This window comes from Gordonia pseudamarae, assembly GCF_025273675.1.
GTDB lineage: Bacteria > Actinomycetota > Actinomycetes > Mycobacteriales > Mycobacteriaceae > Gordonia > Gordonia pseudamarae.
In genome coordinates, this window is record NZ_CP045809.1 from 100,125 (window position 1) to 113,695 (window position 13,571).

The 13,571-nt window shown below is 62.7% G+C and carries 5 protein-coding genes and 3 rRNA genes; 5 read left to right on the forward strand and 3 right to left on the reverse strand.

Annotation, left to right across the window (positions count from 1 at the left end; genetic code table 11):
- Nucleotides 1-155: 155 nt before the first annotated feature.
- Both GII31_RS00455 and GII31_RS00460 read right to left on the reverse strand, forming a co-directional pair.
- Nucleotides 156-2,174, reverse strand: a complete 2,019-nt coding sequence (locus tag GII31_RS00455; RefSeq protein WP_213245793.1) for a TPM domain-containing protein — start codon at nucleotides 2,172-2,174, stop codon at nucleotides 156-158.
- A 74-nt stretch (nucleotides 2,175-2,248) separates the two neighbouring features.
- Entirely contained in the window at nucleotides 2,249-3,046 is a 798-nt protein-coding gene (locus GII31_RS00460; RefSeq protein WP_213245795.1) for an LLM class F420-dependent oxidoreductase, read from the reverse strand.
- Nucleotides 3,047-3,116: 70 nt separating this feature from the next.
- Between GII31_RS00460 and GII31_RS00465 the strand changes: the two genes are divergently transcribed.
- The 5 genes from GII31_RS00465 (at nucleotide 3,117) to GII31_RS00485 (ending at nucleotide 11,950) form a co-directional block, all read left to right on the forward strand.
- On the forward strand, nucleotides 3,117-4,277 hold the full coding sequence (locus tag GII31_RS00465; RefSeq protein ID WP_246222032.1) for a MalY/PatB family protein: 1,161 nt from the start codon (nucleotides 3,117-3,119) through the stop codon (nucleotides 4,275-4,277).
- A gap of 745 nt (nucleotides 4,278-5,022) precedes the next feature.
- A 16S ribosomal RNA gene (locus tag GII31_RS00470) occupies nucleotides 5,023-6,544 on the forward strand.
- Nucleotides 6,545-7,020: 476 nt separating this feature from the next.
- Nucleotides 7,021-10,183 (forward strand): 23S ribosomal RNA (locus GII31_RS00475).
- A 107-nt stretch (nucleotides 10,184-10,290) separates the two neighbouring features.
- Nucleotides 10,291-10,407 (forward strand): 5S ribosomal RNA (rrf, locus tag GII31_RS00480).
- The 16S, 23S and 5S rRNA genes sit together here, the layout of an rRNA operon.
- A 244-nt stretch (nucleotides 10,408-10,651) precedes the next feature.
- Nucleotides 10,652-11,950 carry a TrpB-like pyridoxal phosphate-dependent enzyme gene (locus GII31_RS00485; RefSeq protein ID WP_213245799.1) on the forward strand — a complete coding sequence of 433 codons (1,299 nt, stop codon included), beginning with the start codon at nucleotides 10,652-10,654 and terminating at the stop codon, nucleotides 11,948-11,950.
- 159 nt (nucleotides 11,951-12,109) lie between these two features.
- Here GII31_RS00485 and GII31_RS00490 read toward each other — a convergent pair whose 3' ends face one another.
- The gene (locus GII31_RS00490) at nucleotides 12,110-13,501 is read right to left on the reverse strand and encodes an acyl-CoA synthetase (protein WP_213245801.1); all 1,392 of its coding nucleotides are present in this window, start codon (nucleotides 13,499-13,501) and stop codon (nucleotides 12,110-12,112) included.
- Nucleotides 13,502-13,571: the final 70 nt, after the last annotated feature.

Sequence of the window (13,571 nt, forward strand, 5' to 3'; positions counted from 1 at the left end):
CACCGCGAACCCCCCTTCGCCGGTTGAGGTGTGAGGTCGCCGGGTCTCGAACCTGCCGCCTTCGCCGGTTGAGGTGTGAGGTCGCCCGGCGACCGAGCCTCGAAACCTGGTGAACCGACTGCCTTTCGAAGCTCGCACCCCCACATGCGGAGGGATCAGAATCTGCCGCCGACTCCGATACGCCCCGAGCTCTGCGATCCGCCGAAGGATCCGGGGCTGCGTCCGCCGCTGCTGAATCCGCCACCCCCGAAACCCCCGCTGAAACCGCCCCCGCGCATCGACCCGCGCAGGAAGCTGTCGACGAGCACCCCGGCGAGGACCGCACCGGCGGCCGAACCGCCCGACGACTGGCGGGGTGCCTGGCTGGACTCCCACTGCACCACATCGCCCTGGGCGGCCATCAACGCCTCGTCGGCGAGCGTGCCCGCCCGGCGGGCGGTGTCGATGGCGGTCACCGGGTCCCCTCCGGCGTCGGCGTTCGCGACGGCCAGCAGGCGCTGCGATTCGGCCAGCCGGGTGCGCGCCGTCGATTGCACCGCGCCGCGCCGGGTACCGATGAAGTCGGCCGCCGCGTCCACCTTCGCCGTCGCCGATGCGAGTGAGGAGTTGAGCAGCTCGGTGCGGCGGGTACGTTCACCGGCCGCCGAACGGGCGGTGGCCAGTGCGTCGTCAAGGTCGGCGTCGGCGTCGACGAGCGCGGTGAACGTGCCCAGCGGGTCGGTGGCGAAGTCGGTCTCGGCGCGGCCGAGGGCATCGCGCGCGATCGACGTCGCGGCGGCCAGGTCGGGGCCGCCGTCGACGGTCAGCCCGTCGGCCTCGGCGAGTTCACCGCGTACCTCCTCGATCAGCGCCGGCATCCGCACACGTGCGACCCGCAGGTTCTCCTCGGCCCGGTCGATGGCGTCGAGCAGTGTCGCCGCCTGTGTGATGGCGCCCTCGGCCGATCGGATCGCGGCGACCGCCTGACCCTGCTCGCCGACCGGCAGCCCGAGTGCCTCTCGGCCCTGGTCGGTGCTCGATTCGGCGAATGAGATCTGCTGCTCGGCCAGCTCCGGGTTGTGAGTGATCGAGACGAGTGTGGCCGCGCCGTACTTGCCGGTCAGGTTCTCGAGCGTGGTGCACGAGCTCTGCAGGCGGGTCCGTAGTCCGACCAGCTCACGGGTCAGCTCGGACAGGCGGCTGTCGGCGTTGATGAGCAGGTTGCGCATCGTGTCGAACTGTTCGACCTGTTCGTCGAGATCGTTGTCGACGTCGGTGCAGGTGGTGATGATCTGCACCAGCATCGACCGGCGCTGGTCGGGGGTTTCGGGGATGTTGTCGTCCAGACGCTGACGCAACGCGAACGACGCCGCCAGGCCCTTCTTGGCCGCGTCGAGCGCACGGGTGAACGGCTCGGTTTCGACGGTCCCGAACTCGCCGACCGCCAGCCGCAGTTCCTCCTCGCTGGTGCGGATCGCGTTGTCGGTGTCGGTGAGCACCTCACGAGACCACGGGTCGAGCACGTCGAGCGGCTGAGACACCAGCTGGTCGCCGGTCAGTTCCTGTTCGCGGACCGTGTCGAGTACGTCGTCGATGCGCTTGCGTCGCTGCCTGCGCGAATACAACAGCGCACCGCCGCCGCCGAGGACGGCGACCCCGCCGACCACCCCGACGATCAGGCCGACGCCCGAACTCTCGTCCGTTCCGGCGAGCCCGTCGACCGCGCCCAGGCCCGCGTTCATCCACTCGTTCTTGCGCAGGGCGGGCACGATGTCGTCGGTGGCGATGGATTTAAGGTCGTCGCGGGTGATGTCGTCGATGGCCTCCGGCGAATCGAAATAGTACGAACGCGACTCGGTGGCCACGGCCAGCAGCACATCCCGGAACCCCAGGTCGCTGCTGGTGATGGTCTGGTGCGCCCACTGCTCGGCGGTCAGGTCGTCGAAGGTGTTGACGTAGGCCACCCACAGGGTGATGTCGTGATCCTCCTGCAGCTTGTCGACCGCGTCCTGCAACTGCTGCGCCTGCGCGGTGTCGAGTACGTCCGCCGGGTCGTACACCTGGTTGGGCAGCCGTGACGGCGGTTCGGCGTGCGCGGGTCCGGCGAGCACGACGGCGAGCGTCGCGAAGACGGAAACCAGGAACGCGAGTGTGGTCAGCCCCACAGCGGTCACGCGGAGAACGGGAGAACGCATGGGATAAACACTAGTGGTCGACCGCACGAACGTACGACAGCTCGCCGGTCCCCGATCGCGGGATCCGGTCCGGGTCAGCCCCGCCAACGACACAGCGCGTCGAGGGCGGTGAGATCGTAGTCCGGACCGCCGACGCCGATCGTGATCACCGACAATCCGAGCTCGGCCAGCTCCTCGGCCTGGCGTACGGCCTCGTCGGGGGACGCGCCGTGTTTGATGGCCGCCGAGTGTTCGATGGTGGCCGGGTCGCGGCCGACGTCGGTGCAGTGTCCGGCCAGGATCTCGGCCTTGCGTGGGTAGGTGTCCTTGTCGGCGAAGCTGTGCCACAGGTCGGCGTGTCCGGCCACATGCCGCAGGGTCTTCTTCTCGCCGCCGCCACCGATGAGGATCGGGATGTCGCGGGTGGGTGCCGGGTTCAGTTTCGTCAGCCGCGCGTCGATCCGGGGCAGCGCGTCGCCGAGATCGTTCAGGCGCGATCCTGCGGTGCCGAACTCGTAGCCGTATTCGTCGTAGTCCTTGCGGAACCAGCCCGACCCGATACCGAGGATGAGCCGTCCGCCGCTGATGTGGTCGACGGTGCGGGCCATGTCGGCCAACAGTTCGGGATTGCGGTACGAGTTGCAGGTGACCAGCGCGCCGATCTCGATCCGCGAGGTCTGTTCCGCCCACGCCCCGAGCATCGTCCAACACTCGAAGTGCGCGCCGTCGCCGTCGCCGTACAGCGGATAGAAGTGATCCCAGTTGAACGCGATGTCGGCGCCGAGGTCCTCGGCGCGGCGCACCGCATCCCGGATCAGCGCGTAGTCGGGCGCGTGCTGCGGCTGCAGTTGCACACCGATGCGGACAGGAAACCCACGTGACTCAAGTGTCATACATCCAGTCCTAGCACCAACGGACCACTGTCGTCGGTCGGCACCCGCACGTTCGGATACAAAGGGAGGTGTGCCGCCCACGCGAATCCCGACCACCCCCACCCTGGACGAACTCCGCCGCCGTACCAGCGAGAAGTGGCGCACTTACCCCGACGACGTGTTGCCGCTGTTCGTCGCCGAGATGGACTTCACCATCGCCGATGTGGTCGCCGACGCCATCATCGGGCAGGTGCGGACCTCCGATATCGGGTACGCGGGCAGTGTCGGCCGGGTCGGTGAGGTGTTCGCCGGTTTCGCGGAGCGCCGCTGGGGCTGGCGGCCCGATCCGGCCGGGGTGCGGCTGACCACCGATGTCAGCGTCGTCATCGTGGAGGCGTTGCGCGTGCTGATCGAGCCGGGCGACACGGTGATCATCAACCCACCCGTCTATCCGCCGTTCTTCGACATGATTCCCGAAGCCGGCGGCCGGGTCGTGGAGGTGCCGCTGATCAGTGACGATGCCGGCTATCGCCTCGATGTCGACGGCATCGGGCAGGCGTTTGCCGACGGCGCGCGGGCCCTGTTGTTGTGCAGCCCGCACAATCCGGTCGGACGGGTGCACACCGCCGACGAACTGGCCCGTATCGCCGAGTCGGCCGCCGAACACGGGGCGTTCGTGGTCAGTGACGAGATCCACGCGCCGCTGGTGCACCGGCCCGGGGACTTCGTGCCGTTCCTGGCGGTGGGCGATGCCGCCCGCGAGGTCGGGGTGGCCGCGCATTCGGCGAGCAAGGGGTTCAACATCGCGGGCGCCAAGTGCGCGCTCACCGTGTCGGCGGGGGAGAGGGTGGGCGCGCTGCTCGACCGGCAGCCCGAGGAGGTGGGTTTCCGCACGAGCATCCTCGGCCGGGCCGCCACCGAGGCCGCCTTCGAACACGGCGATGCCTGGCTCGATGCGGTACTCGCCCTCATCGGTGACAACCTGACTCTCCTGGAGGAGCACCTGGCGCTGGGGATCCCTTCGGTCACGATGCGTCGGCCCGCGGCCTCTTACCTGGCCTGGCTCGATTTCCGTGCGACCGACCTCGGCGACGATCCCGGCCTGCCGATCCTCGAACAAGGTCGCGTCGGGCTGCACCACGGGCCGGCGTTCGGCACGCAGGGCGCGGGTTTCGCGCGCCTCAACACCGCTTGTTCCCCGGAGGTCCTCACCGAGGCCGTCGACCGGATCGCCCGGGTGGTGCTCGGCTGACCATTCGCCGATCACCCGCGACGACGAGACGGTAGCCGGCACCCCGACGTCGGTGGCGTGGAACACGTGCCGCGTCGACGCCGTCTCCGATCTCGTCACCCGCGTGGAAATCGAGCACGCGTCGTCGGCAACGAGGCCGGCGTCGCACCTCCGGACAACGCATCAGCCGGCCCGCCGGATGTCCTTGTGCCCCCATCACGTGGGCGACGGCCCGTGAACACGTCTCTGACCAGGCAATTTGCTTTTGCGGCAATCAGTGCGTAACTTATTCCAAGTCAGCGCGCCACGGCGCCGCCCCGGACAGGCCCGACAGGGACTACAGACCCGAAAGGGACTGCGGGGAAGGGAAACCGAGTAGCGGCTGGCAACCCCTTGAGTCTTATTAACCACACTTTGGTGTGGCGAATACTTGCGGGATCTGCTGGATACGGTCCGGCTGGTCGAAAGCCCTCGGGTTTGACGCCGCCGAACGGATATGGCACACTGGAGAAGTTGCCCCGGAGTGGGTGGCGGTTTCCAAGTGTTTGTGAGCAGTGCTTGCTGATGGTTGCCTCTTTGTGGGGTGGTGTTGGTGGGTGTGTGTTCTTTGAGAACTCGATAGTGTGTGACAAACTTTGTTTGATGCCAAATTTTTTTGGTAGTCAAAATATTTTTGAATGCCAGTTTGTTTTTTTGAGGATTTTTTGGTCAGGTTTTTCTCTCTGGTCTGAAGAATTGTGTTGAAACTGTTTGGTTTCAGTGTTTTTTCATGGAGAGTTTGATCCTGGCTCAGGACGAACGCTGGCGGCGTGCTTAACACATGCAAGTCGAACGGAAAGGCTCCTTCGGGGGTACTCGAGTGGCGAACGGGTGAGTAACACGTGGGTGATCTGCCCCTGACTTTGGGATAAGCCTGGGAAACTGGGTCTAATACCGGATATGACCTGCCCTTGCATGGGGGTTGGTGGAAAGCTTTTGCGGTCAGGGATGGGCCCGCGGCCTATCAGCTTGTTGGTGGGGTAATGGCCTACCAAGGCGACGACGGGTAGCCGACCTGAGAGGGTGATCGGCCACACTGGGACTGAGACACGGCCCAGACTCCTACGGGAGGCAGCAGTGGGGAATATTGCACAATGGGCGCAAGCCTGATGCAGCGACGCCGCGTGAGGGATGACGGCCTTCGGGTTGTAAACCTCTTTCACCAGGGACGAAGCGCGAGTGACGGTACCTGGAGAAGAAGCACCGGCCAACTACGTGCCAGCAGCCGCGGTAATACGTAGGGTGCGAGCGTTGTCCGGAATTACTGGGCGTAAAGAGCTCGTAGGCGGTTTGTCGCGTCGTCTGTGAAATTCTGCAACTCAATTGTAGGCGTGCAGGCGATACGGGCAGACTTGAGTACTACAGGGGAGACTGGAATTCCTGGTGTAGCGGTGAAATGCGCAGATATCAGGAGGAACACCGGTGGCGAAGGCGGGTCTCTGGGTAGTAACTGACGCTGAGGAGCGAAAGCGTGGGTAGCGAACAGGATTAGATACCCTGGTAGTCCACGCCGTAAACGGTGGGTACTAGGTGTGGGTTCCTTTTCACGGGATCCGTGCCGTAGCTAACGCATTAAGTACCCCGCCTGGGGAGTACGGCCGCAAGGCTAAAACTCAAAGGAATTGACGGGGGCCCGCACAAGCGGCGGAGCATGTGGATTAATTCGATGCAACGCGAAGAACCTTACCTGGGTTTGACATACACCAGACGCTGGCAGAGATGTCGGTTCCCTTGTGGTTGGTGTACAGGTGGTGCATGGCTGTCGTCAGCTCGTGTCGTGAGATGTTGGGTTAAGTCCCGCAACGAGCGCAACCCTTGTCCTGTATTGCCAGCGGGTTATGCCGGGGACTTGCAGGAGACTGCCGGGGTCAACTCGGAGGAAGGTGGGGATGACGTCAAGTCATCATGCCCCTTATGTCCAGGGCTTCACACATGCTACAATGGCGCGTACAGAGGGCTGCGAGACCGTGAGGTGGAGCGAATCCCTTAAAGCGCGTCTCAGTTCGGATTGGGGTCTGCAACTCGACCCCATGAAGTCGGAGTCGCTAGTAATCGCAGATCAGCAACGCTGCGGTGAATACGTTCCCGGGCCTTGTACACACCGCCCGTCACGTCATGAAAGTCGGTAACACCCGAAGCCGGTGGCCTAACCCCTGTGTGGGAGGGAGCTGTCGAAGGTGGGATCGGCGATTGGGACGAAGTCGTAACAAGGTAGCCGTACCGGAAGGTGCGGCTGGATCACCTCCTTTCTAAGGAGCATTGGCACTGTCGTGGATCATGCCCGAATGTGGTGTGCCGCGGTCATGTTCATGGGTGAAACATCAAACACATCCTGTTATGCCGGCTGTGCACTAGACGTGTGTGGTGGGTGGGGTGAGTGTTCTGGGTGACTGGGATGCTGGTTGTTGCACACTATCGGGGTTCTGAGGGAACACGCAGTGATGCGGGTTGTCTTGGCCTGCTGTTGGGTTGCTGGTGGTGAGGGTTCCTGTGATGGGGGCCGGAGTTGGTGGCTGGTGGTGGGTGTGTGTTGTTTGAGAAGTGCATAGTGGATGCGAGCATCTCATCAGTGATGATCGATGTGCCCTGTGAGGGGTTGTTGGTTGTTGTTGATGGTATGAATATTGCAATTTCATTTTTTGAGATAGTGCTTTTTTGGCGTCTACATTCGTGTCTTTGCCGGCAGTCTTCGGGTTGTGTGGTGGGGGTGTGTTTGTAGGTGTTGTTGTAAGTGTTTTAGGGCGTTCGGTGGATGCCTTGGCACCAGGGGCCGATGAAGGACGTGGTAGGCCGCGATAGTCCTCGGGGAGTTGTCAAACGAGCTGTGATCCGAGGGTGTCCGAATGAGGAAACTCAGCACCAGTTATGTGGTGTTACCCGCCCGTGAATGTATAGCGGGTGTGGAGGGAACGTGGGGAAGTGAAACATCTCAGTACCCATAGGAAGAGAAAACAAGTGTGATTCCGTGAGTAGTGGCGAGCGAAAGCGGATGAGGCTAAACCATGCGCATGTGTAACCGGGTAGGGGTTGTGTGTGTGGGGTTGTGGGGTTCATCTTCCCGGATCTACCTGTCCGGGCGTGAGTGATAAAATCATGGGTTAGGTGAAGTGGCCTGGAATGGTCCGCCGTAGACGGTGAGAGTCCGGTAGTCGAAAGCCTGTGGTCTTGCGTGATGGATGCCCAAGTAGCAGCGGGCTCGTGGAATCTGCTGTGAATCTGCCGGGACCACCCGGTAAGCCTGAATACTTCCTGGTGACCGATAGCGGACTAGTACCGTGAGGGAAAGGTGAAAAGTACCCCGGGAGGGGAGTGAAATAGTACCTGAAACCGGACGCTTACAATCCGTCAAAGCCTGTGAGTTCTTGAGTGGACTGTGGGTGATGGCGTGCCTTTTGAAGAATGAGCCTGCGAGTTAGTGCTCGGTGGCAAGGTTAACCCGTGTGGGGTAGCCGTAGCGAAAGCGAGTCTGAATAGGGCGCAATGTCGGAGACATTATGTCTTGTGACTGTAGTCGCCGGGTCTAGACCCGAAGCGGAGTGATCTACCCATGGCCAGGGTGAAGCAGCAGTAAGATGTTGTGGAGGCCCGAACCCACTTCAGTTGAAAATGGAGGGGATGAGCTGTGGGTAGGGGTGAAAGGCCAATCAAACTCCGTGATAGCTGGTTCTCCCCGAAATGCATTTAGGTGCAGCGTCACATGTTTCTTGCTGGAGGTAGAGCTACTGGATGGCCGATGGGCCCTATCAGGTTACTGACGTCAGCCAAACTCCGAATGCCGGTAAGTGAGAGTGTGGCAGTGAGACTGCGGGCGATAAGGTTCGTAGTCGAGAGGGAAACAGCCCAGATCGCCGGCTAAGGCCCCTAAGCGTGTACTAAGTGGAAAAGGATGTGGGGTCGCGAAGACAACCAGGAGGTTGGCTTAGAAGCAGCCACCCTTGAAAGAGTGCGTAATAGCTCACTGGTCAAGTGATCCTGCGCCGACAATGTAGCGGGGCTCAAGTACACCGCCGAAGCCGCGGCACTCACACAAGTCATCGGCACATCCTTGCGGGGGTGTGTGTAGTGGTGTGGGTGGGTAGGGGAGCGTCCTGCATCCGTGGAAGCGCCGGAGTGATCCAGGTGTGGAGGGTGTGGGAGTGAGAATGCAGGCATGAGTAGCGAAAGACAAGTGAGAAACTTGTCCGCCGGATGACCAAGGGTTCCTGGGGCAGGTTAATCCGCCCAGGGTGAGTCGGGACCTAAGGCGAGGCCGACAGGCGTAGTCGATGGACAACGGGTTGATATTCCCGTACCCGTGTATCCGCGCCCAATAGCGAGGCAATTGTACTAAGTGCCCAAATCCCAAGAGACCGCCTTCGGGTGGCTGGCGGGTGCTGCGCACGACCTTGGTTGTAGTAGTTAAGCGATGGGGTGACGCAGGAAGGTAGTGGGGCCAGTGAGTGGTTGTACTGGTGTAAGCCTGTAGGGCGAGACATAGGCAAATCCGTGTCTTGTGTGCCTGAGAGGTGATGCGTAGCCGGTGAGGCGAATTCCATGATCCTATGCTGCCGAGAAAAGCCTCTAGTGAGTTGGTACATGGCCCGTACCCCAAACCAACACAGGTGGTCAGGTAGAGAATACTAAGGCGATCGAGTGAACTGTGGTTAAGGAACTCGGCAAAATACCCCCGTAACTTCGGGAGAAGGGGGACCACTGCTGGTGAACACTGTTCGGTGGGAGCTGGTGGTGGTCGCAGAGACCAGAGAGAAGCGACTGTTTATTAAAAACACAGGTCCGTGCGAAGTCGTAAGACGATGTATACGGACTGACGCCTGCCCGGTGCTGGAAGGTTAAGAGGACCGGTTAGTGCCCCTTGTGGGTGCGAAGCTGAGAATTTAAGCCCCAGTAAACGGCGGTGGTAACTATAACCATCCTAAGGTAGCGAAATTCCTTGTCGGGTAAGTTCCGACCTGCACGAATGGCGTAACGACTTCTCTGCTGTCTCAACCACAGACTCGGCGAAATTGCAGTACGAGTAAAGATGCTCGTTACGCGCGGCAGGACGAAAAGACCCCGGGACCTTCACTATAGCTTGGTATTGGTGTTCGGTTCGGTTTGTGTAGGATAGGTGGGAGACTGTGAAGCGGTCACGCCAGTGGTCGTGGAGTCGTTGTTGAAATACCACTCTGATCGTATTGGACTTCTAACCTCGGACCCTGATCGGGTTCAGGGACAGTGCCTGGTGGGTAGTTTAACTGGGGCGGTTGCCTCCCAAAATGTAACGGAGGCGCCCAAAGGTTCCCTCAGCCTGGTTGGCAATCAGGTGTTGAGTGTAAGTGCACAAGGGAGCTTGACTGTGAGACGTACATGTCGAGCAGGGACGAAAGTCGGGACTAGTGATCCGGCACCTACGAGTGGAAGTGGTGTCGCTCAACGGATAAAAGGTACCCCGGGGATAACAGGCTGATCTTCCCCAAGAGTCCATATCGACGGGATGGTTTGGCACCTCGATGTCGGCTCGTCGCATCCTGGGGCTGGAGTAGGTCCCAAGGGTTGGGCTGTTCGCCCATTAAAGCGGCACGCGAGCTGGGTTTAGAACGTCGTGAGACAGTTCGGTCTCTATCCGCCGCGCGCGTTAGAAACTTGAGGAAACCTGTCCCTAGTACGAGAGGACCGGGACGGACGAACCTCTGGTGTGCCAGTTGTTCCGCCAGGAGCACTGCTGGTTAGCTACGTTCGGAAGGGATAACCGCTGAAAGCATCTAAGCGGGAAGCCTGTTCCAAGATGAGGTTTCTCACCCCCTTAGAGGGGTTAAGGCCCCCCACAGACCATGGGGTTGATAGGCCAGAACTGTAAGCACAGTAATGTGTTCAGGTGACTGGTACTAATCGGCCGAGGACTTACAACAACACCCACACACAGTGTGGGCCATAATGACCATGTAACGCATCCACTATGCACCTCTGAAACAACACACAACACACACAAGTGTGTGTGTGACAATTTCACAAATTTTGCGGCGGCTATAGCGGTGGGGAAACGCCCGGACCCATTCCGAACCCGGAAGCTAAGCCCACCAGCGCCGATGGTACTGCACCCTAACCAGTGTGGGAGAGTAGGACACCGCCGCAATCACACCCCATTGAGGCCCCAACACACTCGTGTTGGGGCCTCAATGCATGTGCCTCAATGCATGTGGAGGGCATCTCCGTTGAAAAGGCGCCTTTCGACGTCGGCGGGTCTGCGGAAGATCGACGAACCCGAGGACATCGGCGGCAGGCCGCGGCAACGGACAGCACGGCGACGATGCCCCGATACTGCCGGACTGAACGCAACCACTCGCGCATCGAGGCGCACGTCACACTATGGTGAGGACATGACTGTGCACGACCACGCCACCACCCCCGATCTGATCCCCTCCCAGGTGCCGACTCACTGGTACAACCTGGCTGCCGAACTCGACGAGCCGATTCCGCCGCATCTGCATCCGGGTACCAGGGAACCGGTCGGCCCCGACGATCTGGCCGCGTTGTTCCCGGCCGGCCTGATCGCGCAGGAGGTGTCCGCCGATCCGTACATCGAGATCCCCGAGCCGGTGCGGGAGATCTACACGATGTGGCGTCCGTCGCCGCTGATCCGGGCGCGGAGGTTCGAGGAGTCTCTCAACACCAAGGCGCGGATCTACGTCAAGTACGAGGGGGTCAGCCCGGTGGGTAGCCACAAGACCAATTCGGCTGTGGCGCAGGCCTATTACAACAGCATCGACGGGGTGAAGCGGCTCACGACGGAAACCGGTGCCGGACAGTGGGGTAGTGCGCTGGCATTCGCGGGGGCCCAGTTCGGCATCGACATCGAGGTGTGGCAGGTCCGGGCATCATACGATTCGAAGCCGTACCGCGGGTTCCTGATCCGCACCTACGGCGGAACCCTGCACCCGAGCCCCTCCGATCTCACCGAATCCGGCCGGGCGATGCTCGCGAAGGACCCCAACACCACCGGCTCGCTCGGCATGGCCGTCAGTGAGGCGGTCGAGGTCGCCGCGCAGAATCCCGATACTCGGTACGCGCTGGGCAGTGTGCTCAATCATGTTGTGCTGCACCAGAGTGTGATCGGTCAGGAGGCGGTCGCCCAACTCGCCGCGGTGGAGGCCGGCGCCGACGTGGTGTTCGGTTGCGCCGGTGGTGGTTCCAACCTGGCCGGGTTGTCATTCCCGTTCCTGCGGGAGAAGATCCACGGCCGCAGCGACCCGACGATCATCGCCGCCGAACCGTCGGCGTGCCCGTCGATCACCGAAGGCGAATACCGTTATGACCACGGTGACGTGGCCGGACTCACCCCGCTGCTCAAGATGCACACGCTCGGAATGGACTTTGTTCCCGACCCGATCCACGCCGGTGGCCTGCGCTATCACGGCATGGCACCGGCACTCAGCCACACCGTCGAACTCGGCCTGGTGCGGGGGGTGGCGATCAGCCAGCACGACGCGTTCAGCGCCGGTGTGCAGTTCGCCCGCACCCAGGGAATCGTCCCGGCACCGGAGTCGACGCACGCCATCGCCGCCTGCGCCAGACATGTCGCGAACAGCGACAAGGAAGAGGTCGTGGTGATCGGACTGTCCGGCCACGGCCAACTCGATCTACCGGCCTACGCCGAGTTCCTCGACGGCAAGTTCTGACTCGCCGCGTCCCCTCACCGGTTGTCACCCCTTCGCCGGTTGAGGTGTGAGGAGCGTAAGCGACGAGCCTCGAAACCTCGCAAGATGGCATTGACCTCTCACGAGGTTTCGAGGCTCGGTCGCCGGGCGACCCCGCACCTCAACCGGCGAAGGGAGGGGCTACTCCAGCAGCTTCTTCTGCACCTTGCCCATTGCGTTGCGCGGGAGTGCGTCCATGTACCGGATTTCTCTGGGCCGCTTGTGGTGTGACAGTTCGGATGCCACCAGGTCGATGAGTACGGCCTCCTCGACGGGCTCGCCGACGACGTAGGCGACGATCCGTTGGCCGAGGTCGTCGTCGGGAACACCGATCACCGCGACCTCCCGTACCGAATCATGGCCGAGGAGGACGGTTTCGATCTCGCCGGCCCCGATGCGGAAGCCCCCGGATTTGATGAGGTCGGTGGAGCGGCGTCCGACGATCCGGTGCATGCCGGCCGGGTCGATAACGGCCACATCGCCGGTGGCGAACCAGCCGTCCCCGATCCATGATTCGGTGGTCGCCTCGGGCCGGTTCAGGTATCCGGTGCCCACCATCGGCCCACGTACGAGCAGATCACCGACCGACTCGCCGTCGTGGGGCAGATCGGTGTCGCCTTCGCGCAGACGGGTTTCGACACCGGCCAGCGGCTGCCCCACCCAGCCGGGCCGTCGTTCGCCGTCGGCGCGGGTGCTCACGGTGATCAACGTTTCGGTCATCCCATAGCGTTCCACCAACTGGTGTCCGGTCAGTGACCGGATGGCGTCGAAGGTGGGTACCGGCAGGGGGGCACTGCCGGAGACGAGCAGCCGCGCCGACGACAATGCCTGCGCCGCGGCGGCATCATCGGCGATACGCGACCACACCGTGGGTACCCCGAAGAAGATCGACGCACCGGCGTCGGCCGCGGCGGCGTAGAGGGAGGGTGTGGGTGAGCCGGTGTGGATCACCGACCCGCCCCGCCGGAGCGGGCCCAGGATCCCCAGGATCAGCCCGTGCACATGGAACAGCGGAAGCCCGTGCGCCAGAACGTCGTCACCGGTCCACTGCCAGGCATCGGCGAGGGCATCCAGGCCTGCGGCGATTGCCCGGCGGGTGATGGGCACACCCTTGGGCAGTCCGGTGGTGCCCGAGGTGTACAGGATGAGAGCGGTGGAGTCGGCGGGCGGCTCCGGGTGCCGATGCCACGATTTGGCGTAGCGGCGTACCGGCACGACCGGCAGTGTCGGGGAATCAGGCGCCGCGCCGAGCCAGCCCTGGGCGCCCGAATCGCCAAGAATGTGCGCGACCTCGCGCGGCCCCGAATCCGGTGGCACCGGCACCACGGTGACCCCGGCGATCAACCCGCCCAGCACGGCCAGCACCGTCTCGGTCGTCGGCCGGGCGAGTACAGCGACCGTATGGGCCCCGGCGATCCGTTCGGCGACGGCCGTCGCCACACCTGACAGGTCCTCCCGCGAGAGGCTGTCGCCGCCGATGCGCAGGGTGTCGGGGGCGTCGGGTGCGGCGGGGTTCAGGTAGGGCAGCAGCATGTCGTTCACTCTGCCACGGCCGGCCGGCCGGGCGTGCGTGGCCTGCTACTCACCCGCCGGGTGGGGAAAC